Annotated in this window: 20 protein-coding genes; 10 read left to right on the forward strand and 10 right to left on the reverse strand. The window is 66.6% G+C overall.

Going from position 1 to position 26,308, the window contains the following annotated elements; genetic code table 11:
- Positions 1–204 precede the first annotated feature (204 nt).
- The 4 genes from PV646_RS41230 to PV646_RS41245 all read right to left on the reverse strand — a co-directional run bounded on the left by PV646_RS41230 (position 205) and on the right by PV646_RS41245 (position 3,743).
- The gene (locus tag PV646_RS41230) at positions 205–399 is read right to left on the reverse strand and encodes a hypothetical protein (RefSeq protein WP_500348211.1); all 195 of its coding nucleotides are present in this window, start codon (positions 397–399) and stop codon (positions 205–207) included.
- Between the two features lie 415 nt (positions 400–814).
- Positions 815–2,344 carry a serine/threonine-protein kinase gene (locus PV646_RS41235; RefSeq protein WP_500348213.1) on the reverse strand — a complete coding sequence of 510 codons (1,530 nt, stop codon included), beginning with the start codon at positions 2,342–2,344 and terminating at the stop codon, positions 815–817.
- 547 nt (positions 2,345–2,891) lie between these two features.
- Positions 2,892–3,329 carry a hypothetical protein gene (locus PV646_RS41240; RefSeq protein WP_500348214.1) on the reverse strand — a complete coding sequence of 146 codons (438 nt, stop codon included), beginning with the start codon at positions 3,327–3,329 and terminating at the stop codon, positions 2,892–2,894.
- Between the two features lie 192 nt (positions 3,330–3,521).
- Positions 3,522–3,743: a hypothetical protein gene (locus PV646_RS41245; protein ID WP_500348216.1), complete on the reverse strand. Its 222-nt coding sequence runs from the start codon at positions 3,741–3,743 to the stop codon at positions 3,522–3,524.
- Positions 3,744–4,673: 930 nt separating this feature from the next.
- Between PV646_RS41245 and PV646_RS41250 the strand changes: the two genes are divergently transcribed.
- Entirely contained in the window at positions 4,674–4,985 is a 312-nt protein-coding gene (locus PV646_RS41250) for a hypothetical protein (protein ID WP_500348218.1), read from the forward strand.
- A gap of 678 nt (positions 4,986–5,663) precedes the next feature.
- Positions 5,664–5,951, forward strand: coding sequence for a hypothetical protein (locus PV646_RS41255; protein WP_500348220.1), 288 nt, complete (start codon positions 5,664–5,666; stop codon positions 5,949–5,951).
- Positions 5,952–6,231: 280 nt separating this feature from the next.
- Here PV646_RS41255 and PV646_RS41260 read toward each other — a convergent pair whose 3' ends face one another.
- Together PV646_RS41260 and PV646_RS41265 are read right to left on the reverse strand one after the other, a co-directional pair.
- Positions 6,232–6,492, reverse strand: coding sequence for a hypothetical protein (locus PV646_RS41260; protein WP_500348221.1), 261 nt, complete (start codon positions 6,490–6,492; stop codon positions 6,232–6,234).
- A 656-nt stretch (positions 6,493–7,148) separates the two neighbouring features.
- On the reverse strand, positions 7,149–7,565 hold the full coding sequence (locus PV646_RS41265) for a hypothetical protein (RefSeq protein WP_500348223.1): 417 nt from the start codon (positions 7,563–7,565) through the stop codon (positions 7,149–7,151).
- 473 nt (positions 7,566–8,038) lie between these two features.
- On the opposite strand from PV646_RS41265, the gene PV646_RS41270 reads away from it, so the two are divergent.
- The 4 genes from PV646_RS41270 to PV646_RS41285 are packed head-to-tail and all read left to right on the forward strand — an operon-like array spanning position 8,039 to position 12,609.
- Positions 8,039–9,136, forward strand: a complete 1,098-nt coding sequence (locus PV646_RS41270; RefSeq protein ID WP_500348224.1) for an integrase core domain-containing protein — start codon at positions 8,039–8,041, stop codon at positions 9,134–9,136.
- Entirely contained in the window at positions 9,133–9,804 is a 672-nt protein-coding gene (locus tag PV646_RS41275; protein ID WP_500348226.1) for an ABC transporter permease, read from the forward strand. The genes PV646_RS41270 and PV646_RS41275 overlap by 4 nt, the downstream gene beginning before the upstream one ends.
- Positions 9,801–10,928: an MFS transporter gene (locus tag PV646_RS41280; protein WP_500348228.1), complete on the forward strand. Its 1,128-nt coding sequence runs from the start codon at positions 9,801–9,803 to the stop codon at positions 10,926–10,928. The genes PV646_RS41275 and PV646_RS41280 overlap by 4 nt, the downstream gene beginning before the upstream one ends.
- A gap of 13 nt (positions 10,929–10,941) precedes the next feature.
- Positions 10,942–12,609, forward strand: coding sequence for an FAD-dependent oxidoreductase (locus PV646_RS41285; RefSeq protein ID WP_500348229.1), 1,668 nt, complete (start codon positions 10,942–10,944; stop codon positions 12,607–12,609).
- A 347-nt stretch (positions 12,610–12,956) separates the two neighbouring features.
- On the opposite strand, the gene PV646_RS41290 is transcribed toward PV646_RS41285, so the two are convergent.
- Positions 12,957–13,523, reverse strand: coding sequence for a hypothetical protein (locus PV646_RS41290; protein ID WP_500348230.1), 567 nt, complete (start codon positions 13,521–13,523; stop codon positions 12,957–12,959).
- Between the two features lie 340 nt (positions 13,524–13,863).
- Here PV646_RS41290 and PV646_RS41295 point away from each other — a divergent pair, with 340 nt between their 5' ends.
- Both PV646_RS41295 and PV646_RS41300 read left to right on the forward strand, forming a co-directional pair.
- On the forward strand, positions 13,864–14,433 hold the full coding sequence (locus PV646_RS41295) for a hypothetical protein (protein ID WP_500348232.1): 570 nt from the start codon (positions 13,864–13,866) through the stop codon (positions 14,431–14,433).
- Positions 14,434–14,455: 22 nt separating this feature from the next.
- On the forward strand, positions 14,456–14,788 hold the full coding sequence (locus PV646_RS41300) for a hypothetical protein (protein WP_500348233.1): 333 nt from the start codon (positions 14,456–14,458) through the stop codon (positions 14,786–14,788).
- 924 nt (positions 14,789–15,712) lie between these two features.
- On the opposite strand, the gene PV646_RS41305 is transcribed toward PV646_RS41300, so the two are convergent.
- Positions 15,713–16,417 (reverse strand): carboxypeptidase-like regulatory domain-containing protein, encoded by a 705-nt coding sequence (locus PV646_RS41305; RefSeq protein ID WP_500348235.1) that lies wholly within the window; start codon positions 16,415–16,417, stop codon positions 15,713–15,715.
- Positions 16,418–17,005: 588 nt separating this feature from the next.
- Here PV646_RS41305 and PV646_RS41310 point away from each other — a divergent pair.
- A complete protein-coding gene (locus PV646_RS41310; RefSeq protein WP_500348237.1) occupies positions 17,006–17,431 on the forward strand; it encodes an SsgA family sporulation/cell division regulator in 426 nt (141 codons plus the stop codon).
- Between the two features lie 164 nt (positions 17,432–17,595).
- Entirely contained in the window at positions 17,596–20,973 is a 3,378-nt protein-coding gene (locus PV646_RS41315) for an ATP-binding protein (RefSeq protein WP_500348238.1), read from the forward strand.
- Positions 20,974–20,982: 9 nt separating this feature from the next.
- On the opposite strand, the gene PV646_RS41320 is transcribed toward PV646_RS41315, so the two are convergent.
- Both PV646_RS41320 and PV646_RS41325 read right to left on the reverse strand, forming a co-directional pair.
- Positions 20,983–24,408: an ATP-binding protein gene (locus tag PV646_RS41320; protein WP_500348239.1), complete on the reverse strand. Its 3,426-nt coding sequence runs from the start codon at positions 24,406–24,408 to the stop codon at positions 20,983–20,985.
- Between the two features lie 632 nt (positions 24,409–25,040).
- The gene (locus tag PV646_RS41325; protein WP_500348241.1) at positions 25,041–25,778 is read right to left on the reverse strand and encodes a helix-turn-helix transcriptional regulator; all 738 of its coding nucleotides are present in this window, start codon (positions 25,776–25,778) and stop codon (positions 25,041–25,043) included.
- Positions 25,779–26,308: the final 530 nt, after the last annotated feature.

Consider the following 26,308-nt stretch of genomic DNA (forward strand, 5'->3'; position numbering starts at 1 on the left):
AGACCATGTTCCTCAGCAATCACCGACCTCAACGAGGCCCTTAGTAGCCGGATCACCACGTAGGAGTACAAGAGGCAATCACGAGAGGCATGAAACCTACACGGATGAGGCGTCGATCCATGCCCGCGGACCTCGCAACGCACGCCGCAGGCAGACACTCACCGAAGGACCAAAACCAAGACCCGATTCCACGGCAGGCTAACGTCACAGCACGCCCGCCTGGTGAAGCACAGCCAGAGTTACGACGCTGACGCCGGTCCCTGCCGCCAAGGCAAGCCTGAGCACCTTATATGCAGCAATTCGTTCCTCGTTGCTCGCTGCCGATACGGCCTTGTAGCCGGAGTAGCCGACGAGCAGCGCATAGACAGCGCCGACACTAAAGATCAACGTGTCCTTCATGGACGGTCCCTTCAACCCAATGCGGCAGGCGTTGAAGGGGGACTAGCTGCGGTTATCACCAAGCGCGTTCACATCGTCACGATGCGTCTACGCATAAGAAGGCGACCTCGAAGCTCCCCACGCCCAATCCTGCCAGACGACAGCAGTCCGGGCGCGTGACCCCCTTCAAGCCTTTGCAGTGTTGGGCAGGAACCCGACAGGATGGCGGGACCGATCGCCGATCTGTGGATAAATCGCCATCTGTGGACAACTCAATTTGTGCAGATCAAAGGCTGCGCAAGAGGGGCTACAGCGCCACCGCCGGGGATGTACGACGTGTAGACCTGGTCGGGCTAGCCGCGAGGGTGCGTCATGCCCGGTCCCCCGGCGCGGTTAGCGACTTGCTGCGGCCGTCCGCACGGGGTCGATCGCTGCGTTAGTTCTTGCGCCAGCTGCCGTCCGGCGAACGGTCGGGCATGTGGCTTGGGTGCCGAAGCTGGCCGGTCGCGCCATCGCCGAACCATCCGGCCCACCGAGTCACGAACTCGTCCATGTCGCCGACTCCCAGCGGGGTGAACGGCCACGCCAACTGCCACTCGGCCATGCCGGATCCGATCGCTTTGGCCGCGTGCTCGCTGGGATCTATCGCGAACGGATCAAGCCGACCACGCTTGGGGACGTGCGCGGCGACCATGAACGCCGTCTCGAACCACTGGAAGTAGCCGGTCTCGTGGGCATCGCAGTACCACAGTGAGTGCTGACGGCCTTCGTACTCGAACCGGCTTGGGGGGATCCGGATGGTGACCTCGGCGTGCGCGATCACACTGAACGCCGGCGGCTGCCACTTGCCCCACGGGTTCGCCGAGGTCGCTGTGGCATCAGAGATGCTCAGCACGGCGTCGCCCAGATTCAGCGCCCAGCCGCCGCCGATAGAACGCGCCTCCGCCGAGGTGAGGGTGGCGTCGAGTGCCCTGCCGTCGCCTATGAGGCGCATCTGCCTCGCTGTGGGGGCGGCGTCGAGCACAGCCTCCTTGAACATCGCCGATACCCGGTCCAGGTTCGCCTTGGCCGCGGCGAAGAGCTCCTGTCTGCTCTCCGCTTCCGTGCGAGCTCGTGACGCGTCGCGGGCCGCTTCGCCGCGGCGGATGGCCTCGGCGCGGTTGGCTTCCTGCAGACGAGCCAAGCCACCGGCGGGTATCTGCTGCTCGATCTTCGTCAGCCTGGTCACCACGTTGGCCGGCCTCGGACGAGCCGCCGCAGCCTTGGTCAGGCACTCCTCCACCAGCGCCGCCAGCAGCGCCGGAACGGCCTCCAGGTGGGCCGGCATCTCCTCAAGGTGCTGGCGCCGCACCTCGTCGTCCGTGCCGACGAACGGCCGCTTGCCCGCCAGCAGCTCGTAGGCGATCACGCCCAACGAGTAGACGTCGGTCACGCTCGTCGCACGCTCACCACGCCACCGTTCCGGTGCGACGTACGGTGGCGAACCCGCGTACTTGCGCGTCACCGTCGCGGTGGCGGCGTCGGCATACCGGGCAATGCCGAAGTCCGCCAGGCACCAGCGGTCCTCCAGTAGCAGCACGTTCGCCGGCTTGAGGTCGCGGTGCACCACGCGGCCGTCCAGGTCGGCCAGTGTCTCGGCGATGTCGGTCAGGATCGATACCGCCTCGGCCGTGTCGAACGGCCCGCCGCGCTCGTCGAGGTGCTCCTTGAGGGACTTCTGCGCGCGAGACATCACCAGCACCCAGTGGTTCTCGGTCTCGCCCTGGTCGATCACGGGCACGACGTGCCGGACACCGGACAGGTCGTTGCCGAACAGCGCTTCGCGCTCCGCACCCGGCTCTTTGGGGACGAGCTTCGCGACGGCCTGCTCACCCTGCGCCGACGTCGCCTCGTAGACCTGGCCGTAGCCGCCTTCCCCGATCCGATCTCCGATCGACCACTCGTGGTCGCGAAGCTTGACCTGCATCGGCATGACTTCCTGTTCGACGAAACCGAAAGCAGCAACGCTACCGGGCACCCCCGACACATCCGGACGGGCGACGTGACACCCCCGAGGAGGGGGGCCCTGCCCGCCGTTGGCAGCACCGTGACAGTGGCGCCGGGTCCGATGGGCGGCGCGCACGTGTAGTACGGCTGAGACTCAACCTCAACGCTTACTTCTCAGTCGACCTGCTCCGTCGCGGCTTCCCCCTGCGGATGCCCTGCGACAGCTTGATGTCGCAGCGCCGACAACGGCAGCCCGAGAGGCGGCGCTTCCCAGGCTCAGAGCGCGAGCCCGAGCGCCAATTGCGTCCGACGAACGACAGTCCAGGTTCGATCCAAGCGGCAAAGTGATCGGACATGTTGTCACTTGAGCGGTTCGATCGACGTCAGCCCTGTGGAGGTACTAGCCATTTCCACAAAATTCGAACTGACTCCCGAGCAGTGGGTGCCCCGCTCACCCGGCTGCACAACAAGCAACTTCCCGAACTCGAACTGCTGGACTGGGCGGGCGGGTCTTCCCTCCGCGCAGTTCATTGAGCCGGTACGGGATCAATAGGTGTCGGTCGCGCTACGCGGATCACGCTCTGGGCTCGGTCTTCGAGCTTGGCCGACACCTGCTGTCCCTCCCACGCGAGGACGTCGAACGCGCCGAGATCGGCCAGCGCGGTGAACGCACGGTCCGCTGAGGCGACAGCGAACGTGCGGCAACCCTGCTGATAGGCGTAGCGCGCGTGGCTGATCAGTGCGAATTCGGCGGCGTTGTCGTGCTGCTCTACCCGCCAGGCCGCAACACCCAGCTCGGCGAGCACGCTCACGACCGTGTCTCCGACCGGATCGGCTTGGGCGTAACTGGCCAGGGCGTGGTGCACCGGCCCGACCGCCTGTAGGAGGGCGTGGACCTTCGCACGCAGGATGCGCGAACGCACGTGGATCGTGCCCACGGCGTTCTCCAGGTCGATCAGCAACACGCGGTCAGAGGCTTCCACCCCACGGATTCTGCGACCCCCACCGCGTTCCGGCACGGCAAGTCCCCGACCGGGTGACCTGGCGGTGGTACCCGTGACCGCACCGCACCCACGCCGATGAACGCCCAGCTCTACACCGCACAGCAGCGCATCGTCCGCGCCGTCGCCAATCATGCACAGACCGCGTGGCGTACTTCACCGCTGACGAACTGCCTCTGCTGCGGCCACCCCTTCCGGTGCCGCGCGGGGTGTTCTGAATCTGGACGTAGCCGCCGTGTCGGCCCAGGTGCTCACGCCGGCCGCCACGACCACCCAGCCCACGCCGACGCCCACGGGCCAGAGCACCGCCTCGGTCACCGCGATCAGCACGTTGATCACCCCGGCCGCCAGCAGCGCGCCCACCGCCAAGACGAGCACGGTCCGCGCCCAGGCACCCGAACACGACCCCTTCCTCCATCCCGTGCCCCTTCCACTACTCGCCGGTATAGGGGTGTATCGCCTGGTGAGCGGCACGGGTTACGTAAAGGACCTTGCCCATGGCAGGACCTGAACAGCTGCAGATCCATTCGGCGCTGATGACCGGGCTGAGGTGCGATGCGGAACTGCGCGGTACCCTCGCCGTGACCAGGGCTCCCGTTTCACCAAACGGGAAGCCGCGTAGGGCGGAACGCCAAAGACGTCCCAGCTCGGCACCACGCCCTGAGAAGTGGCTCACCACCCACTCCAGCTCCACCCGCTTCGCCGAGTAGAAGCGGCTACGCAGCCTTACCACCTGCACAAGACCAAGACCAAGACCCGAATATGACACGTCACCGCTGGCCACTCGGGGCCGGCGCAGGTGGAGTGTGCGTTCGGATGCCTTGGTGGACGACGGCCCTTGGCGGCCTGATTGGTGGGCGCGGGTTCCTGACCCGGACGGTCGACTGGTGGGACAACGCCGGTCGACGGAGGTTTCTGCGCGAGGTTGTGAAAACTCACGGCCCCGAAGGCGCTCTCACTGTCGCGCGGGCAATCGCGATTGCGGAAGGACGCGCTGACGTCGGCGAGCCTGGTCGTCCTTCCCCTACAGATCCGCCGATCCAGGCGACCGCCGCTCGCGAACAGCCGAAAGCGATCGCGCCTGTGGACCCTGCACCTCCCGACGTCTCCGCCGAGCTGACACCTCCGTACAACTCCGCCGAGCCGCCGCTACAACCCGTTCCGCCTTCAGATGCATCCGCACCGCTGAGTTAGTTGGCTCGCGCTGGCTAGGCAGAAGAAGCGCTCAAGAGCCGCCAAGGGCGATGCCGCCATCCGAAGGAGTAGCGGATCTAGCTGCCACCATTACAGAAAACGCCATCGGCTGAGATGGCGCTGCAGCAGCTTCATGATCACGAACTATGTGGACTCCACACTGAACGGCAGCCGCTGTGCCTCATCAGGCGTAGCCACGATTTCGTCAACCATCGTCAGGAGCTTCAGCAGCTCGATCGCGCACGTCTTGTCATCGCGCCGCACGAGCATCGTCACCAGACTCAACTGTGCCGTAATGCCAGTTACGTCCGTACGGCCGTGGAGTTGATGGCTAAGCTCGACGATCTCCCGGTATACGTCAACGACGTGCAGTCCTCGCTCACCTCGGTGACCAGCGAGGCCAAATCGAGTCGGCACGCAAGCTGATCAGCGTTCTCCCGCTGTCCGACGCAACGTGCAAGATCGCCACGGACATGATGATCAGTGCCGGATATCACGCGATGCCGCGCCGGTACGCGCTCGGCTGGACAAAGACGATTTCGTTGACACGCAGGGACGTCAGCTCACGCCGTGGGAGTCCGTGGCTGGCGTGCTGTGGGCGTCTCCGAAGCCACCCAAGGAAGACGGCGTGGCGGTGGGCCAGTTTCCCGGGGCAAACCTATCGAACTTCCAGGGTCTACAAGGAACTCGTTGTGCACGACCTCGGCGTCGTCTTGATGGACGGTGAGGCCGAGGTGACTGACAAGGCCACTGCCGACGGGCTGCGCGGACTGCCCGCCGAATACGGCGTGCGCACGGGCGGCGGCCGAGCCGGCCAAGGAACAGCCCCCGGCCTGACCACGAAAGGGATGGTGGCCCCGGAGAGCAGTCTCCAGGACCACCGGGCACGCCGAAATGGCGGCTGGCATTGGGGCGTCAATCCGGTACGCCGCTCAGGCGAATTCTCGCCGTGCTGGGACGGGCGCCACGCCATATCCGCCCCGTGGCCGTCATGCTGCTCGCGCTCGCCATGCGCCTACGGGAGGCGAACAACCTTAAACGAGCCATTAACCGGCTGTTAGCCCGATCGGGTGACGCGATTCGGACAAAAGTGATCATTGAGGGATGCTCAGGGGTGTGGAGCGCGACCAAGCCTGTGACCTGTGCGATGACACGGGCACGATGACCTGGCAGCAGCCGGTGCCCGGTCCGGGTGGCGCGCTGTCCTTGACCGAGATGAGGCACCCGTGTGTGAACGGCTGCGCGGGTTGGTTCAAGCTTCCTGCCGCCGAACGCGGCACCGTCGTTGATGCCGGCGCGGCCGAGGTGACCGAGGCGGGCAACGTCGCCGCCGCCAACCTGGACCACCGCACCGACTGGTCCCGCCCCGCGCCCCCCGATCTGACCGGCTGATCGTCTCTGCGGGTGGTGGTCGCGTCACCACACCCGCACCAGCTCCGCTGGCCACCGCCGATGACGTACAAGCCCGCACGGAGCAGAAGCCGAACGCGCCCGCGTCACGGTGCTGTGCGCGGACGCCTCCTCGATGGTCGACCCACCGCCTGCCACGGCGGTACGGAGTGGTTCAGCGCCGCCGCCCTGCGTGCGCTGGCCACTCCACCGGAGGGCCTGAGGGAGGAGGCGATCGGCGGGCACGCCCGCACGCTGGCCCACGACAGCAGCGGCTTGTACTTCACACCCGATGAGCTGGCACTTCTGCGGCCACCGATACCGGTACCGCACGTGGCCTTCTCGACCTGGATGTAGCCGCCGCGTCAGCCCAGATGGTCACGCCGGCCGCGACGCCCACCCAGCCCACGCCGACGAACACCGGCCACAGCACCGACTCGGTCACCGCGATCAGCACGTTGACCACCCCGACCGCCAGCAGCACCCCCACCGCCAGCACCAGCACGGTCCGCGCCCCAGCGCCCGACACGTCCCCTTCCCCCATCACACACCTCATCCCTACCTGCCAGTAGGTGATGTATCGCCTGGTAGGCGGTACTGGTTACGTAAAGGACGTAGCCCATCGCAGCTTCCGCACCTCGTGACCCTCGTCGATCCCTGGAAGTCGAAGACCAGTACGGCAACCCCAGCCCCGCACCCGACTACGGCCCCGCCGCACCCCGCCGGGACGTTCGCGGTTACGTGCAGCCGCACACCAGCACCGAACCCGTCGAGACCGGCCGTCAGCCGAAGATCACACGCCGGCGACTGTTCACCTATGCGCCGGTCGGCCCGCAACAGCCATCGAGATCTACCACCGCCGGCTCTACGTGCCCCGCGTCGAAGTCTCCGAGACCGCCGATGCCGTGGACCAGAACCCAAGAGGCAAAATGGGGCCTCACGTTCGCCGCGCTCTCCCCTGCCTCCGGAAGACCCTCGCGTTCTGGCTGACCGACGATCCCGCCGTCCTGTTCGCGACCCCACGACCACGGCGACCAACACGCTGAACTGATCAGTCACCTGAGCTCAGTACGTTCGCCGGGCGGGTAGGTCAAGTTCAGCCTCCGCCATCACCACCAGCGGCTCCCACACGAACAGGTGAATAATCGCCTCGTCTCTGGCCTTTGTCTGCACCTGGAAACGAGCAGATGAACCGCGCGGCTATTCCGGTGGCAACAGGCGTTCGACGGCGATTGCCAGGCGCTGGATGACCGCGGCGCGGTCCTGACCGGTAGCCCCGGCCACCATGTCGATCAGGATGCCGTCGAGCAGCAGATGCACACCGGCTTGGCGGCTGCGCGCCTCGGTGTCCCAGGCCAGCATGTCGTCCAGGACCTGCCGGTCCGCCGCCGGCAACGGGGTGCGGATCGTCAGGCGCAAGGTTTCCGGCTGGTTGACCTGCGCTACCGCCTCCATCGCCTGCTTCGGGTCGATCCCAGGTTCGTGGGTGATCGTCAGCGCCCGCAGCCAGTCTTCCGCCATCGCCCGCGCGGACAACTGCGGCAGCCCAGGCCGTTGAACTTCCTGCTCGTTGCCCATGTCGTCGCCGCCGAGCCGGTTCCGTCGCCACCACCACATGGGGCTCACCGTAGGCCCGACATAGGAAGGTCCGGCGCGCCTGGGGGGGTGCGGGCCGGACCTTGTTCCGAGCATCGCACAACCTTGTCCAGGGTGCTACACCGGTCCGCAAGCACCCGCCATCGCCGAGCGAATCTCGCTTCGCGCTGGGACACTGCGCCAGCGAAAAGGTGCAGGTAGGAGTCGTGCGGGTGTCCGCGTCCGGCGGATAGTGCTGGCTGTGCCGCGGATCAGCGGTAGCCGGTGAGAAACTCCCGGCCGTCGACACAAGGCCTGACTCCTGTGCCGACGACACGACCGACTCGTTTTCGGCAGCGCCGCCGAACCGCCAACCACCTCGCCGTGAGCTCGCTGCGGGACGCTGTGCCTGCCGAAAACCTCATCCATGCAGGTGACAGAGGGTCCACAGAGACCCATGCGCGGATGCAGTCGTGATCATGCCGCTGCGGATGAGCACGGCATGATGACCAGCCATGCTGCCTCGACTGGCCTACCTCAGCGTGACCAACGCGTTCGCCCTACTGCGCCTGCTACCCATAAGCGACCAGGACAAGGACATGGAGATCCTCGTGCTACGGCACCAGATCACCGTCCTGGAACGCCAACTGGGCAAAACTCAACTTCGGTTCTCCCCCGCCGATCGAGCGTTCCTCGCGGCGTTGCTGCACCGGCTCCCGGCGAAAGTGCTTCGTCAGTTCAAGTTGCCGGTACGCCCGGAAACGGTGCTGCGCTGGCATCGAAACCTGCTCGCCCGCAGCCACGCGGCCAGATCTCGCCCCAAACGCCCCGGCCGTCCACCGACCGTGCGCTCGATCCGGCTCCTGGTATTGCGTCTGGCACGGGAGAACTCCACCTGGGGCTACCGCCGTATCCACGGCGAACTGCTCGTACTCGGCATCAAGATCGCCGCATCCACGGTGTGGCAGATCCTCAAGGACGCTGGCATCGACCCGGCACCCGATCGCACCTCCACCACCTGGGCAGACTTTCTCCATTCCCAGGCCGAAGCCCTGCTGGCCTGTGACTTCTTCGAAGTCGCGACCTTGAGCGGCACCCGCCTGTACGTGCTCGCGGTCATCGAACACAGCAGTCGCCGGATACGCGTTCTGGGCGCCACGGCGCACCCGACCGCAGCGTGGGTCGCCCAGGCAGCGAAGAACCTCGTGATGGACCTCGAAGACGCGGGCAGCTCCGCACGGTTCCTGATCCGAGACCGCGATGGGAAATTCCCTGCCCTATTCGATGCCATCTTCGTCGATGCGGATATCCAGGTTGTCCTCAGCGGAGTCCGCATTCCGCGGATGAACGCGATCATGGAACGCTGGATCCAGAGCTGCCGCCGCGAACTCCTCGACCGCACCCTCGTCTGGAACCAACAGCATCTGCTCCACGCCCTGCGGGAGTACGAACAGTTCCACAACACGCATCGACCCCACCAGGGCATCGCTAACGCCCGACCCCTACACGCGCTCCCACATCCGACCACCGATCAGACAGCAGTCACCCAGCTCGACATCCGCCGACACCAGCGACTGGGCGGCATCCTCAACGAGTACCACCATGCTGCTTGACCTGCACGGACGGCATTTTCGGCAAGCACAGGATCGAGCAGGGCGTACTGCTGTCGAGCATCTCGGTCACGCTCCAGGAGACCCTCGTCGGGTTCGTGATCGGCGCCGCGCTCGGCCTGGTCGTGGGGTTCGTGCTGGGTACCAGCCGCACTCTGAGCGACATCCTCAGCCCGATCCTGGCCGCGCTCTACGCGATTCCCCGGCTGGCCCTGATCCCGCTGTTCATGCTGTGGTTCGGTCTGGGCTTCGGCTCCAAGCTGGCCCTGGTGATCACCGTCGTGTTCTTCCTGGTCTTCTACAACACCCACAGCGGTGTGCGGGACGTGGACCAGGAACTGGTCGGCGTGCTGAAGGTGATGAAGGCGAGCCGCTGGCAGGTCCACACCAAGGTCACCATCCCGTCCGCCATGACCTGGATCATCGCCGGCCTGCACGTGTCGGTGCCCTACGCGCTCGTGGCGGCGGTGACCGGTGAGATGGTCGCCTCCAACCGGGGCATGGGGTACCTGATCATCCGCGCGTCCGGGCAGTTCAACACCGCGGGTGTGTTCGGCGGCATCGCGGTGCTGATGGCGCTGGCCCTCGTGCTCACCGCCGTCGTGCACTGGCTGGAACGCAAGCTGCTGTCCTGGAAGTCGGAGAAGACGGCCGGCGGCACAGGCTGGTGACCAGGGCCGAGCTGCGGGCGATGCTGGCCGCCAGCGCCCTGCTCGGCGGCGCGGTCCTCGTCCCGTTGCTGCTCGGCGCGCTCGCCGTGCCGATGCAGCGCGAGCTGGGGTACGGCGACCGGGATCTGGGCGCGGCGGCGGCACTGTTCTGGGCCGCCACCGCCGTCAGCGCTCCGCTGGCCGGGCGCCTGGCCGACCGGCTCGGCTGGCGGACGGCGACCCGCTGGGGCGGTCTCGCGGCGGCGACCTGCCTGCTCGCCACGGCGGCGTGGACGGAGTCCTACGGGCAGCTGCTGGTGTGGCTCGCGCTCGGCGGGATCGTCTACGCCTTCGCGTCTCCCGCCTCGAACCTGGCGCTGGCTCACGAGGTGCGGCCCGCACGGCACGCGCTGGCGTTCGGGCTCAAGCAGTCGTCGTCCCCGGTGGCCTCGGTGCTCGCCGGGATCGCCGTCCCGCTGGTCGCGCTGACGGCGGGGTGGCGCTGGGTGTACGTCCTCGCGGCACTGCCCGTCCTGCTGGCGGCGGGCGCGGCGGGCAGGACGACCGGAACGGCGGTGCCCACGGCGCCGGCGGGACGGGCGGGCGGTTCCCGGCGGATGGCCGCGCTGATGGCGGCGGCCAGCCTCGCGACGCTCGCGACCGGTGCGCTGACCACGTTCTCGGTCCGCACGCTCACCGAGTCGGGACTCTCCGCCGGCGCAGCGGGCCTGGTGCTCGCGCTGGCGGGCGGGTCGGCCGTGCTGGCACGGGTCGGCGCGGGCTGGCTGGTGGACGCGAGAGGGCTTCCGCCGTTGCGCGCGGCGGCGGTGCTGCTGCTCGCCGGAGTGGCGGGACTGGTGCTGCTGTCGGCAGGCAGTCCGGCCACCGGGATCGCGGGGGCGATGCTCAGCGCGGCGGGAGTGTGGGGCTGGCCCGCGTTGCTGCTGGTCGGCGTGGTCGCGCTGCGGCCGGCCGGTTCCGGCGCGGCGACGGGACTGATCCAGTTCGGCACCGGGGTGGGGGCGTCGGCCGGTCCGCTGCTGTTCGGCCTGCTGGTCGAGCAGAGCGGCTTCCGCGCCGCCTGGCTGGCCGTCGCGGTGGCCGCGACGGCGGGGGCGTTCGTGATGTGGCAGTCCGCTCGCTGAGAGGAGCCTTGTGATGGTCGAACGGGTGGAGCACACCGCGCCCGCCGCCTGGGACGCGGAGTACGACGTGGTGGTGGCGGGCACCGGCGCGGCCGGACTGACCGCGGCCCTGGTCTCGGCGCGGGCCGGCCTGTCGGTTCTCGTGCTGGAGAAGACGGAACTGGTGGGTGGCACGTCGGCGGTGTCGGGGGGAACCCTGTGGATCGGGGCCAACCACCACATGCCGGAGGCGGGGGTGGACGACTCGGTCGAGGAGACCCGCGCCTACCTCGACGCCGTCTCCCGTGGTCTCGGCGACCCGGCGTTGCTCGACATGGTCGCCGAACACGGCCACCGGATGATCGCCTTCCTGGAACGGGAGGAGGGGCTGCGGTTCGAGCCGTTCCCGTCGGTCGGCCCGACTCTCGACTACCGTTTCACCGCGCCGGGAGCCAAGCACGGCGGGCGTTCGCTGACCCCCGAACCGTTCGAACTGTCCCGCTTGGGCGCCTGGGCCGGCTCGCTGCGCCAGGGCACCACCGCGGCCTGGGTCACCGACAAGAAGGCGTTCTACCGGAACCGCGCCTATCTGAAGCGGCCGGAGGCGGGCAGTGCCCTGCGTCCCCTGGCCGACGGCGTGGTCGGCGCGGGAGCCGCGCTGGTCGGAGCGCTGCTCGCGTGCTGCCTCGAAGCCCGCGCGGACGTCAGGGTGAACAGCGGCCTGGAAGCACTCGTCGTCGTCTCCGGCGCGGTCACGGGCGTGCGCGCCGCGTCCGTCGGCCGGGTCCGCGCACGGCGGGGCGTGGTGCTCGCCACCGGCGGCTTCGAGTGGAACGAGGAACTCAAGCGCAAGCACCTCGACCGCCCGCTGACCCACCCGGTCAGCGCGCCGGTGGCCGACGGCGACGGACTGCTGGCCGGCCAGGCCGCCGGTGCCGACGTGCGCGGTCTCGCCGACGCCTGGTGGACCCCGGCCATCGACCTCGGTGGCCACGAGTCCCCGCGCGGCGGCGGCACGAAACACATCATGTGCCGTGTCGAGCGCGGCCTGCCGCACGCGATCATCGTGAACGCGCACGGCCGCAGGTTCGCCAACGAGGCACTCAACTACTACGACCTGCCCGAGACCTTCGGCACGCACAGCAACGGCGCCCCCAACCTGCCCGCGTGGCTGGTGCTGGACCAGTGCTTCCGCGACACCTACCCGTTGGTGGGCACGGCGTCCGACGGCCTCGCGGAACCCGACCCGTCCTGGCTCGTCCAGGCGGCGAGCCTGGAGGAACTGGCGGAGGCCATCGGCGTCCCCGCAGACGCCCTCGGCGAGACCGTGACGCGGTTCAACCACTTCGCCACCACGGGGGTCGACGAGGACTTCGGCCGGGGATCGACGAGCTGGGACCGGGAGTGGGGCGACCCCGGCCACGGCCCCAACCCTTCGTTGGGAACGCTGGAGAAGCCGCCGTTCTACGCCGTCCGCCTGCACCCCGGCGCCCTGGGCACCAAGGGTGGACTGCACGTCGACACCACGGCACGGGTCCTCTCGGCGGCGACCGGCGCTCCGGTGCCAGGCCTGTACGCCGTGGGCAACGTCGCGGCGGCGGCGGTCCCGTGGGGGTACGCGGGGCCGGGGGCAACCCTGGGACCGGCCCTCACCGCCGCCTACCTGGCCGCGCACCATCTGGCGGGCCGCACACCGGCCTGATCGTGCGGACGTCCTGACGCACGACGGCATCCCTCGACGAGATCGATGAACGTCCCCGAGCGCTTCGCCAGGCTTGCGGCCGCCGGCCGCAAGCCTGAACGCGGATCAGGTTGGCTCGCTCGGCAGCTTCACAGAGCAGCGAAACGAGCAACGGGAAGAACTCTCGACCAACCAAGGCATCGGCATCGCTCAGTGGCGACAACAGGCCGCCCACCATCACTTTCACATCCCGCTCCTGATATGCCCCACCAGGCAACTCTACCGTTTTGCCAGCCCATCACTTGTTTCCTTCGTAACCCGACACCGCATCGACACCGTCAGGTCGGTTCTTCGCCTTGGCCGCCGTGTCATGTGTCTTGTCCGCCGCCGTGCCGTTGGCGATATCTGGTCTGGACCTCGACACTCACGCTGAAGCCACCGAGGTGCGCCGAACCGCGTTCGCCCGCTGCGAGAACGTGGACATCTCCGTCGAGTTCACCGGTCCTGCCCCCGCGTCGGCGTGGTGGTGCGTCTGGGCGGACCAGTTCGAGGGGGAACCGGTCCATGAGGAACGGGTGTTGGTCCAGAACGGCTTCATCCGTAAATACCTGCCGTCTATTGAGAACACAGTCGTCGGCTTCCGATGGCGCTGGTCCTGAAACGCGGCACGCCGCGAAGGCTCCGTCCCACAACAACTTCGAATACCGACTCCGCACATTCCGCCGCCCCGCCACGGCGTGCAGCGAGTACGTCTGATCCTCGACTGTGCCAGCCGCGCCTGCCTTGGTCTCGACATCCAGCTTGCCGCCGGTGCAGAGCATCGGCGGCAGCCGCTCCGACACCTCTTCGCTCGCGTAGGCAACGATGCCCACGCTGAGCGCCTTGCCTCCGCTCGAAACGAAGACATGGCGGCCGTTGGTCTCGACGGAGTTCACCTCCGAGACCACGAACCCTTGGTAATAGCTGCGAGCGGTTCGGGCTTCAGCAGGTCAGGACAACCCGACTTGACCTTGTAGGTGAGGCCGGCGGGCACGGCGGTGCCATACGCAGCTGCACTACCGGGGCCAACGTCGTGGCTGGTGCGGCCGCCGTTGCGATCCTTGTTGAGCGCGGACGCCCAGCGCTGCGTGCAGATGCGGATCACCAGCGCGGCTGTTCCAATGATCTGTTGCGGCTTCCGATCGACTCGCCGACCGCTTTCCTGACGGCTGCCTGGCACTCGACCTGCGCGGAGTCGACGAGCAACCGGTCGCCGCCGCCACTGCGCTGGAAAGGATGTTGACCGCGCTCGGCGTGATCCCCGACCGGCTGCCTGCCAAACTCACCGAACGTGCGTCGCTCCTCCGGACGCTGCTGCGGGATCGGCGAATGCTTGTGCTGTTGGACAATGCCGCCGACGAGGAGCAGGTGCGGCCGCTGATCTGCACCGACGAGCACGGCTTGACGATCGTGACCTGTCGGCGTGTGTTGGCGGGGCTCGAGAACACGCGCAGGCTCACACTGAACGTCCTGCCAGAAGAAGACTCGGAGGAGTTACTGGCATCCATCGTCGGCACAGAGGTCGTGCGCGCAGATCCTACGGCAGCCCGCGAAATCGTAACGCTGTGCGGAAACCTACCGCTCGCGCTGCGGATCGTCGGCAACCGCCTCGCTACCAGGCGAACGTGGTCTCTCACGTACCTGGTGCGGCAACTGCGCAACGAACGGGTGCGTCTGGACTCGTTGTCTGTGGGGGACCTGCACCTGCGGTCGGCGTTCGAGGTGTCGCTGCCCAGGCTGACCCCCGCTTGCGCAGCGCGTATTCCGGCGTCTTGCGCTCATACCCGGTGCGACCCTTGGCCCTGACCTCGCCGCTGTCGCGGCAGACGTGTCACCACTGGAGATCGGCGCGGCGCTGCACGAACAGGTGAGCGCGTCACTGCTGACAGTGACGCCTGAACCGCAACGCCTGCAGTTCCATGACCTGATCAGACTCTTCGCCCGCGAGTGCCTCGCGCAGGACCAGAAGGCTGACCAGATGCGCAAGGCTTTGTACGTCCACGTCCTGGGCGTTGGCATTGCGGCTGGCCAGTGGTTCTTCCCGACTGTCAACCCGACGCCTGCCGACAGCCCGTTCGTTTCGCAACACGAAGCAGCGGCATGGCTCGATCGAGAGACAACCACTGAAATGACCGGACTCACAGTGCCACCAAGGCGGTGAGTAGCGGAACGGATTCCGGCACGGATAACCAACCGCTTCCCCCATATCCAGGACTACGAACGACTACACCACTACGAGGCAATGATTCGATGGCGGATGGCCCTGCCCACATAAACGCATGGCGAATCACAAAACCTTAGTCCAGAAGCAGACGCATAGACCTGCGCCCAGCCGCATGAATACCGACGACGCGAATCCACGCAGCCTGATCAACCATCGCGAGGAGCACCAAAAGACGATCTGCGCCACTATCTCAGCGAACAGGGCCGTTTCCTGCCTGCAGCACCAACCTTCACGACCGTTTCCGCACAAGGCCGCCGAGCATCTCCACTATGGTCGCCGTCGCGACCACGGCGGGGACGGAAAGCAGCAGCCCGCTCCATCCAAGGATTGCGACCGTAGCGAACGCCGGGATTGTTGCCACCGCAATCAGCAGAGCGACCCGGCAAATAAGTTCGCCAACGGATCGGTCGGCCGAGCCCTCTGCGCTCAACATCGCTCATCCTCCACGAAAATTTCTCACACAGGGATCTCACCCTAACCACGATCGAGCCAGTTTTGACGAAAAACTACCCGATCGCACCAGCAATAATGCCCGGACGAACCACTCAAGCGATTAACACAGAAAAATGTGCGCGAATGTGCCCTTGCAAGCCGCGACGCCGAATCGATATTCTTGACGCGTTCGCAGCTCAGGCACTCGCCTCTTCCAAACAGTGCCTCGAGCCTTCCTGGAGACCGGTCGCTACGAACCCCCTCCCCCGACCGTGGCGACCGGTCTCGCTTCACGGAAGTCGCCGGAGATAGCCACAAGATGGCCAACAGTGCGAACCGCCTGCGCAGGATGACGATCGCCGGGCACATTGGACGTTCGGCCCTGATCGCAATCGCGATCTTCAACTTGCTGCCGCTTTCGGCAACAAGTCAGAACCAGATCCTCCTGCTGCGGCTACTCCTTCCGGATCGCCATGTCCAGCCTCGTTGCCACGCCATAGAGGCCGCGACGACTGCCGCGCTGACGACAAGCCACGCCCCTCGATGTTGAGCACCGACCGCCAGCACATTCGCCTCCTTCTGCACCGAACCCGAAGCGATCAGCTCGAAGATCTTCAACAGATTGATCAACAGTGTCATGAACACGGTGAGCAGCACCGGGTCCAGCAGCGGCACGATATCGCGCTTGAACACTTGCCACTCCGTCGCCCCGAGGCGATGAACGTGATCGCGAATCCGGTCATGATCCAGTTTCACGAAGAGATGACTACCGGCGTGATCAGCGCAGGCCCGATCAGGACAAACCTCGAACGGTAGCGCGAAGTCATCTGCCGGCAACCGCACCGAGTACTGGCCGGAAGCCAGGCCCGAAGCGGTGAATAGGCCGTCGTCACCGGTCATCACCTTTACCACGATCTCGCCGCCGCGCAGCAGATCGACGGTCAGCCCTGGCAGATCCCGTTCAGCTGGGTCGTTCTGCCCGGCACAACCTCCTGCAGACACGTCCGGCCAGACCGCACCACTCACTTCGCTCAAGCCAGCCTGCGGCTGTGGCAACGCCCGTGCGTGCTCCAGCACGTCCTTGACCGAGAACCGGACAATCGGTGCGAGAAGCGCACTGCCCGGCGAGACCAATGCGAGCGAACCTCGCCTCGGGCGGGCTCAAACCCGGTACGCAGGCGAGCGCCAGGACAAGTCGACGGTGCAGCGAACATATCGCTGCACCCAGCTGTCCCTGGACATCCTCGAACGATTCATTGCCAACCAACTGCGCCTGATCGGCGACGAGCCGCCGGTGCTGCGGTCGCGGAGCCGCTGCGCCAGGCAACGACCCCTCAAGGTTGACAGCACACAAGCTCGGTCTTCCTCGTACACCCTCAGCAGTCCGCGGCCCCAGGACATGCCTTCCCACCTGCCCGAATGCCTAAGTTTCGGATTTTAGAAACTCTGGAGACCCAAGGCGCATGGTGATGGGGTGAACGTCACCACCAGAGCCGAACCCGACTGGCCAGCAACCTCGCCGGGCCGGTTCCGCCGATCCGGAAGGTGTGAGCACGATGGACCATCCGTCTTCTGACAACGAGTGGGAAGCTCGAATCGCTCGTTGGCGCCGAACTGCCGCAGCCACGATGTCCGATCACTGCTGCCTTCCTCCCCGCGACGTGTGCGACGAGTGCGGAGACGAATGGCCCTGCTCACCGGCCCGAGCTGCCGAACTGGTACTTGAACTCTGACGAACGGCGTCTCATGGACAAAACTTGCACCCATCGCGCGGAGTTCACGCTCCTGGACGAACACGGTGGCGCCAGACCGATCACCGTCGACATGGCCTACCGTGCGAGCGACCCCTTCGCGGTCGAGCTCACGTTGACGCTTCAGCGGCTGCGACCAGTGAAGTGGCTGGTCGCACGGTCACTGCTCACTGAAGGCATGCTCGAACCAGCAGGAGCCGGTGACTTCCGGCTGCAACCGCTATCGCGTGGGATCATCTCCGTCGAGCTGCTACCACCCAACGGGCACGCATTGCTTCACGCGCGCGCCGAGGATCTTCTTCTTTTCCTGGCCAAGACGTACGCCCTGGTCCGCCCCGGCTCCGAACAGGTAGACATCGACGAACTAATCATCAACCTGGTGAACAGCCAACAATAGTTTCGGCCCGAGAGAACCGGCCATGTCCATTCTTGACTGTTCGGGCAATGTTCGTGTTCATCTGATCACGGACACCTGATTCGCGCAGAACAGCGGGCTAGCGTCTCAACACGTGGCTATCTCCAGTGGGCGTCACTGGAGGCGCTGCTTCAGGTGAGGAACAGGTGTCGGGCCAGACGGGCCTGGACGCCAAGCTCTCCCCCGGCGAGGTGTTGACACGCGTGGCGCATCTGTCGATCAAGCTGCTCGGGCCGGTACGAGCGTTCAGGGACAACGAGCCAGTCGACCTCGGCGCCCCTCGGATGCGCGCGATGCTCTCACTGCTTGCAGCACGCGCGGAGCAGGTGGTGTCACGCAACGAGATCATTGACGGGTTGTGGGGCGACACCGCTCCTGCCAGTGTCGACAGCGCGATCTACACCTACGTGTCGTCGCTGCGCAGAGTGCTCGAACCGGACCGCACCCGGCGTTCCGACCCAACTGTGCTGGCTTCTGCTGGTTCGGGCTATGCCCTCCGAATCGATCGAAACGATATCGACGCGCATCGATTCGAAACATCCGTCGACAGCGCGTACCGCATGGAGGCGAACGGCGCGCTCGCCGAACTGGACAGGGCTTTGGCCTTGTGGGAAGGCGAACCGCTCGACGGCATCGCGTGCCCGTTCGCCGATGTCTACCGCGTCCATCTGCTTGACCTGCGGCTCGCGGCCCGGCAGAAGCGGGCTGAGCTCATGCTCGACGCGGGGTTGGCCGAGCACGCTGTGCCCGACCTCGACATGCTCGTGCGCGAACACCCGGCACGCGAGGACATCACGGCGCTGTTCATGACCGCGCTGTACCAACTGGACAGGCGTGACGAGGCGTTGGCGACGTTCGCGCAAGCACGGTCGCACCTCGTCGAAGAGCTCGGAATCGAGCCAGGGGCGGAACTCACCAGCCTCTACGAACGGATTCGCTCCGAAAACGGCCTTCCACCGCCACGGCAGTCCACCGAAATCGCTGCGACGAGGCCGATGCTCGTCGGCAGGGCCACGGAGGTCCGACCGGTGCTGGACGCGATGGAGAGGTTGCGCGGCGGACGGGGTGGATGCGTCTGGCTCGATGGGGAACCCGGCATCGGTAAGACGGCTCTCCTGACCTCCGCTACCGACATCGCTGGGATTCGTGTGCTGTCGGCGACCGGCGACGAACTGGGGCACCGCTTCGCGTTCCGCTTGATCCTGCGGTGTCTCGGAGTGAGCGCCACATCGACCGATCCACGTTGCGTCGCGGCAGCACGGGACCTGGACACCCTCCACAACGTTCCTTCTCCTGGCGGCGCCTCCGACGCCGAACTCGTGGCCGTCGATCGCCTCGTCGATCTCGTCGACCAACTCTGCGCGGATCAGCCACTCGCCTTGGTGATCGACGACGTGCACTGGGCCGACGAGGCCAGCGTGCTGGTGTTGCACCGCCTTGTGCGGCTGACCGGGCAACGGCCAATACTGTTGTTGTGTGCCTCAAGGCTCGTTCACGGGGAACGGCTGTGCATCCGGCTGCGCCGTGCGTTCACTGCCGCCGGCGGCGATCACATCACTCTCGGCCCACTCTCGCCTGACGCCATTGCGGAACTCGCGAGCGGAATCGCGGGAACGGAAGGCATGGGGCTGGGCCGAGCGATCACCCTCGCCGGAGGTAACCCCCACTACCTCGAAGAGGTGGTCCGGTGCCTGCTTGCCGACCCCACCTGGGCAGGGGTTCGCGGCGGCGAGATCGCCCGCGATGCGCCGATCCGGCTGCCCCAGTCCTTGACGGCCTCCCTCACCAGACACCTCGACACGCTCTCACCGGGCACCGTTGAGGTCCTCCGCCACGCGTCTCTTCTGGGGGCGGAGTTCTCCATCAAGGAAGCAGCCCTGGTGATGACCCGCCCGATGAGCACCCTGATGGAGGCGATCGACGAGGCCTGTGCAGTGGGTTTGCTGACGAGCGCGGGAATCAATCTCGCCTTCCGGCATCCGATCGTCCAGCTGTGTCTGCGCGAGTCGACGCCGTCATCGGTGCGAGAGGCCATGCATCACGACGCGGCGACCGCCCTGCTGCGGATGGGCGCACCACCTCACAAGATCGCCAGCCACATCGTCGCGACTACCACGATGCCGAACGTGGTGGTGGTCCCGTGGCTCATGAGGAACGCGGAGAAACTGCTCGAATGCTCAGCTGAGGTGCTCGCCGAACTGCTGACGAGGCTACTTGCCAGTGCGGCTCTCGAGGGTGGCGAACGGGAGAGCTTCACGCTGGTGCTCGCGCGAGCCTTGTTCCAGCTCGGCCGCCCCGCCGGAGATGCCGCCCAGCAAGTACTCGCCCGCACCCATGACGCTGCCCTCACAGTCGAGATGCTGTGGGTGCTCGCCCAGGAACGTCACCATGACGGCGACCTCGATGCCGCGACCGGTCTCATCACGGAGGCCTTCGACGAGGCGGATCAGACAACATCCTGGCCGGCGTTGCTCCATGCCAAGAAGGCCACGATCGCGGCCGACGCCGGCGATCTTCCCGTCGCGCTCGACTCGGCCGCCTCCGCGATCCAGCACGCCTCCGACGACCGTGCGACCGTCTTCGCCGAGCACGCGATGTGGTGTGTTCGCACAGTCCAGCGCGACCACCTGACGTCGCTGTCCCACATCGAACGGGCCCTGGCCGCCGCAGATCGACTCGGCAACGCGAACCACCTGAAGGCCGGTCTCGCGGAGAGTCAACGGTTCTCCCTGCTCAACCTCGAACGTGATCCTGGTGCCGCAGACATCGTCCATGACTACCAGACTGGTCGCTGGCGTCGCGTGTTCGACTTCGCGGACACCTCGTCCGGTTCACTCGAGCTGAGGGCGCCGGGATTCACAGTGACACCGCACGCAATGGCGTCCATCATCTCCGTGCGGCGCAACGATCACGCTGCCGCCTTGCACCATTTGAACATCGCGACCGCGCGGGGGCCGAGATCGGCGGCCGTCTTGGAACACCACGGCATCCCCACGGTGGCCCTGGCTCTTGTGCACGAACTCGAGGGCAGCAAGGAGGACGCGCTCACCACGCTGCGGTCCCTTCTCGACCAGGAGGAGACGCCGGTCGCCCGCGCGCAGTGGCTGCCGCTCGTTCTCCGACTCGCGCTCGACCTCGGCGCCGCCGACGTGAGCCGCCGTGTCCTGGAACTTTGTGACGTGGAGGCCTCGAAAGAAGTGGTTCCCGCCGGAGCATTCGTCGCTCACGCGCGATGCCGCGGTCTTGTCGACCGTGATGCCGCACTGCTCCGTACTGCGATCGACCACTGCCAAGGCGCCGGCCGGTGGCTCGATGCGGCCGAGGCAACGGAGGACATCGCGGTCGTCCTGGCTGAGGTCGATGAGCCGCAGGAGGCGATGGCCGCGCTACACCAGGCGATTTCCGCCTACGAGGAGCTCGGCGCGACATGGGATATCAGTCGGGCGCGTGCGCGGGTTCAGCAGGCGGCAGCAGGTCCGGCAGGCGCCGACGCCCACACCGACGACAGTTCCCCGGCAAGGTGATGACCGGACTCATGCCGTCGTCACACCGTTAAGCCGGGTCCGCATACGTTTGAGATCCCATCTGGCATGCAGCTCACCGTAAATGACGGCGGCCTGCCGCGCGGCGGTCCGGCATTCGTCCGCGTTCCCCATCGCCTGATGAACCACCGCGAGATCCTCAAGCGTGTACCCCAGCTCCACCTTTCTGCCCACCTGCCGGTAGTGCTTCGCCACGGACGCGAGCTCCCGCGCGTCGGAGTCCACCAGCGCGCGGCAACGCCGTGCGGCGGCGGAGGCACGTGCCGGCGTCGGTTCCATCGTCGCCTCCGCCTCGCAGGCCTCCACCGCCGCCAGCGCGGTCTTCGTGTCGCCGACTTCGAGGGAAAGCCGTACGAGGTCGGGCAACCACTGATGCCTCAGCATCATCTGCGCGTACTTGGTGTCGAGGATCGTCGCCAGCACGGCGATTCCGGCGTGCGGATCACCCGACCGCACAGATGCCAGAGCGCGAGCGGCCATGAGGAAGTCGCAGTTCTCGCGATCGGCGGCCGTCACCAGCGGTAGGTTCAAACCGGCTTCGAGGTGCCCGTTCAGCGCAGCATCGTCATCCTGGTGCACCGCGATCAACGCTCCCACGCCGTGCATGAGGAGCACGGGACCGCCTTCTCTCAGTCCGAACCCGGTGAAGGTGGAACCGCCGATGACCCGACCGAGCCTGGCCGCGCACTCACTCCAGTCGCCGAGCCAGAAATGGTGCACCGCCGCAGCGACGTGCAGTCCCGCGTCCGGAGCACCCCTTTGAGCGGCGATCTCGAACGCGAGGCGCAGCGTCTCGCTGGCGTCGTCCAGCCGATCGAGACACTGCAAGGTGAACAGGCGGTTGTCCAGTACGACGAGACGAAGGTCGGTCAGGCCCACGTCGGTCCCGATCACCGCCAGCGCCCGGTCGAGGTGTCCCACGGCGCGACCGTAGTCACGGCGTACCGCATCGACTTGCCAGAGCACCTCAAGGGACTGCCCGATCGAGAACGGATCGTCCGCTCGTTCGCCCTCCGAGATGCTCTCCCGCGCGCTGACGACCGACTTGTCCAGGTCACCGAGTCCTGCCCGCTGCACCAGCGAAAGCAGGGACAGCAGCCTTCCTCTCCAAGGATCGGGCAGTGCCGGCTCCGCGAGTGCGGTTTCGATCTCCGTGATCGCTTCCGCAGCGCGCGACGCGCGGTAAGGCAGATAGGCGAGAATCCATCGCATCTCAGCCGCCTGGTGCGGGTCGTCCAGCAGTCTGAGTGCCAGGCGTGCGCGCTGTTCGGCTTCGGTGTCGCGGCCGACGCGGAACAGCGCGCTGCTCAGCTGTGCGGCCAGCACTCCGCGGTGGACCTCGGAAGTGTCGTCCGCATCAAGGGCACGGCGCAGCAACTCGATGCAGACCACAGGAGCCTGGTAGGTCAGGGCGGGCGCGGCTCCGGAAAGCCATTCGACCACCCACTCGCTCGTCTCGCCGGACGCGAGCACCTGCTCCGCCACGAAGCTTGAGGTGGCACCGGATCTGGCGAGCATCTCGGCTGCCTGGTGATGAAGTCCGATCCGCAGCCCCAGCGGCATCCGCTCGTAGATCGCCTGCCTGATGAGCGGGTGCCGGAAGGCGAGCCGGTTTCCCGCCTCGCGCAGCACGCTGCCCGCGAACGCCTCCTCGATGGCGGGCAACAACGCGGACACCCCGCGCTCGCTGACCGTCGCGAGATCGGTGACGCTGAACTCGGTTCCCAGCAACGCGGCCCAGCTCAGCACGTCACGGGTCTGAGACGACAGGAAGTCGAGGCGCATGGAGACGGCGGCGACCAACGAGACCGGCACGTGCTCGAAGGTCGCCGAACTCACCTCCGCGGTGCCTGACTCGATCCGCACGGCCTCGTCACGGAGCAGGATGTCCGCCATCTCCCGCAGGAACAGCGGGTTGCCCGCCGCACGTTCGACGATCCTGCTGAGCTCCGCGCCAGGACGCGCGCCGACGAGGTCGCCGATCATGGTGTCGACGGCCTGCTCGGTCAGCGGCGCGAGGTCGAGCACCGTGCCACCCGCCGACGTCATGGCCAGGCGCAGCTGAGTCACCTCGGCCCTGGCAGGAAGTGGGCGAGCGGCGCAGATCACCAGCAGTGGCAGATGCGTGGTCAGCGAGCACAAGCGATGCGCCACCTCCAGGCTCGCCTCGTCCGCCCACTGGACGTCGTCCAGGACGATCACGAGCGGGCCTCTGGCGCAGAGGTTCTCGGCCAAGCCGATGATCTTGTCGATGGTGCCGAAGATCGGCAGCCCGCCGCCGAGGGACACGCTCTGCGCGTCGTCGTGCACCGACCGCCAGATGGCCAGCTTGTGCTCGTTCGAGGTGTGCGCGTCGATCCCGAAGCAGTCGAACGCGAGATTCAGCGGAAACCGTTGTCCCAGCTCGTCCGCGACGGCCTGCGCGCGTTGGCACGACCTCGCCGCGGCGAGTGAGAGTGCCGCGCTCAGCAGCGCGGACTTGCCGATCCCCATCTCGCCCTCTACCCAAATGGCCGATCCGGTTCCTTCCGCGACGTCCCACACCGCCGCTCTCACGGCCGCGAGTTCCTCCACGCGACCGAACAACGCGAGAGACTCGTTGTCGTCTTCCGCCTCCGACGGCGCGTGCGGGATCGCGAGATCGCGGTCGTCGGACAGGATGCGCTCGTGAAGCTCGCGCAACGAAGCGTCCGGCTCGACGCCCAGTTCGCTGATGTAGAAGGTGCGCGTGGAGCGGAAGAACTCCAGTGCGTCCGCGATCCTTCCGCCCTCGTACAACGCCCGCAGCAGCATCTCCCGCGGCTTGTCGCGGAACGGGTTCGCCGTGACGAACGCGGTGAGCTCGTGTACCGCCTGATCCCACCAGCCGATGGCCAGCAGCGCCTCCGCGCGGTGCTCCACCATCGAACGATGCGCCTCGACCAGCCTGCCGCGCTCGTGCTCGGCCCAGGGGCCGGGGACACCGGACAACGGCTCGCCCCTCCACAAGGCCAGTGCCGCGTCCACTGTCTCCAAAGCTGCCGCCGGCGACTCGTTCGCGAGCTGGGTCCTGACGAGAGCCTCGGCGTCCACGAACCGGAAAGCGTCGACCTGATCGTGGTTCAGGCGCAGCAGGTAGCCCGCGCCCTCCGACAGCAGCAGAGTCGACGCGTTGCGATCGCGCTGCGGCTCCAGCGCCCGTCTCAACGCCGAGATGTGGGTGTGCAGAATGCCCCGGCCCGACACCGGCGCCACGTCTCCCCAGAGCCCGGCGACGAGTTCGTCGGTCTGCACGACTCTGCCCGCGCGGAGCGCGAGCATGGCGAAGATCGCCTGGGCCTGACCGGAACCGAGCGCGACCTCCTGACTTCCCCGCCACGCCCGCACCGGTCCGAACACCTGCACCTGCGACAACAACCCACGCTTCACCGCGCGCACGGACATAAGCGTCCTCACGTTTCTGCTCCACTGGAGACTACTGATCCAGTGCCTCGTTATCGAGGATCACGAGCAGAGTGTTTCCAACGCCGGGGACGGCAGCGCCGCCCATCACCGAGCACGCACGGGCCATCACCCGTCGCGGCCGGACGAACCGCCGACGCAGACCGTCCACGCGGCGCCGTCCGATCGGCGCGGCTCGTCGTGGGAGCACACCAGCACGCCGCCGCGCCCAACCCTTTCAGGCCGAGCGCGGCGGCGTATTTCTCAATCACCCCTGCTGTACTTGCACTTGCTGATGTAACTCACTTCACCCTGATGACCAATTCGCCTTCGTCACTTTCTCTCGCGCAGCCACCTCATTTCTCGATCATCCACGGAAGTCGGAAGCCGTCGCGTGTCGTTCGACCGGCATGGTGCCCACCCGCACCCACTGCGCCTGGCCGCGGCGCCGGTACACACTGTCACTCCTGGGAGGCCGGCTCCTGCTCGGCGCCATCCCCGCCCATCAGCACACCAAGATCAGCCAAGAACCAAGAGTCGATCAGACCGTCATTCCCGCTTTCGCACGCTTCACTCATGTCACGAACCTCTCGCCGCAGCAGTATCCGACTGACCGAACCGCACCTGACTCAGATGAGTCCCGCTCGCATCGCGTACGCCACCGCGTGAGCGCGGTTACGCAGTTTGAGCCTGCTGGTCACTCCGTGAACCACGTTCTTCATCGTCCGCTCCGAATAGCAGAGCTTGTCGGCGATCTCTTCGGTGGTCAGGCCATCCGCCATCAGTCGAAGCACGTCGATCTCCCGTGGCGTGAGCCCGGCCGAGTTGAGGCCCAGCGGAGCGAGAACCTCCCGCTGCAGCTTCCCGAGGTGCTTGATCAACGCACCCTGCAGTCGCGAGGGAAGGGCGCCGGCCCCGCCCACCGCGGCCCTCACCGCGTCGCCCAGCCGCTCACCCGTCACGGTCTGGCAGGGCACGATCGCCATCACCCCGCACTCGACGACGGTGAACAGCTCCTCCTGCGTGATCTCCTTGATCACCAGCACCACCGGTGTACCACCGGTCTGGGCCGCACGCCTCAGCGACAGCACCAGGTCCGGCTTCAGGCGATCTGCCGAAAGCACCAGCACATCAGCGGCTTCGTCACCCGGCCGATCGGTCTCCAGCACGTGGATCGCCTGTTGCGTCCGCAACATGCTGGCCAGACCGGCTTCACTGACCGGATCGGCTGCGCGAACTCTGACGCGGACTTCCTTCACGGCCGCCTCCCTCACCTGGTTGAGCTTCGCCTGTCTGGCCTGGCTGACAGGTCCAAGACTGCGATCAGGTTCTCCAGACCTTCTTAAGACGCGGACCGGAGGACTCAACGCGCTGATCAGAAGACTCTTCCGGGCTCAAGTCCCGTCAGCTCGGGCACGCAGGTCCACGTCAGCGGGGCGCGACACCAGTTCCCCGATTCAAAGGGCCGCCACAGCCTCACGCCGCCCTACCCCAGCAATCCAAACCCGACCCGGGCGAGCCCTCCGCCTCGGAATCCTCCGGACCACACAAGCTCAGCAGGCAGCACAACGCGTTGCCCCATGGCTTCGCTCAGCAATGACATCGCCGCCATCGGCGGACAACAAAGGCAACACCGGGAACAATTCGGGCACACTTCGTACAGCTCGTGAGCTCCCCTCGCGCCCTCTCAAACGAGATACGTCGCCAGCACAGCGTACGTACGCTCGCTGTCCGCCTCCGCACCTCAAGCCCATCGGAGCAGGCACTTCTGCCGCCACCGCAACACATCGACGAAATCGTTCGCACTCAACAGACCTTCTGACGTCAAGCTGAGGTTTGGTTGATGCAGCCTTGATTCTCCGGGAGCATGGGCGTAGGTACTTGATCTGTCCGCACG

The sequence above is a fragment of the Streptomyces sp. ID05-26A genome (assembly GCF_033794685.1).
Lineage (GTDB): Bacteria > Actinomycetota > Actinomycetes > Mycobacteriales > Pseudonocardiaceae > Lentzea.

What these genes read in the sequence shown, in the direction of transcription:
- PV646_RS41230 (WP_500348211.1), bottom strand. Translation starts at nt 399, where the DNA reads ATGAAGGACACGTTGATCTTTAGTGTCGGCGCTGTCTATGCGCTGCTC.
- PV646_RS41235 (WP_500348213.1), bottom strand. Translation starts at nt 2,344, where the DNA reads ATGCAGGTCAAGCTTCGCGACCACGAGTGGTCGATCGGAGATCGGATC.
- PV646_RS41250 (WP_500348218.1), top strand. Translation starts at nt 4,674, where the DNA reads ATGGCGCTGCAGCAGCTTCATGATCACGAACTATGTGGACTCCACACT.
- PV646_RS41255 (WP_500348220.1), top strand. Translation starts at nt 5,664, where the DNA reads ATGCTCAGGGGTGTGGAGCGCGACCAAGCCTGTGACCTGTGCGATGAC.
- PV646_RS41260 (WP_500348221.1), bottom strand. Translation starts at nt 6,492, where the DNA reads ATGGGGGAAGGGGACGTGTCGGGCGCTGGGGCGCGGACCGTGCTGGTG.
- PV646_RS41265 (WP_500348223.1), bottom strand. Translation starts at nt 7,565, where the DNA reads ATGTGGTGGTGGCGACGGAACCGGCTCGGCGGCGACGACATGGGCAAC.
- PV646_RS41270 (WP_500348224.1), top strand. Translation starts at nt 8,039, where the DNA reads ATGCTGCCTCGACTGGCCTACCTCAGCGTGACCAACGCGTTCGCCCTA.
- PV646_RS41285 (WP_500348229.1), top strand. Translation starts at nt 10,942, where the DNA reads ATGGTCGAACGGGTGGAGCACACCGCGCCCGCCGCCTGGGACGCGGAG.
- PV646_RS41295 (WP_500348232.1), top strand. Translation starts at nt 13,864, where the DNA reads ATGTTGACCGCGCTCGGCGTGATCCCCGACCGGCTGCCTGCCAAACTC.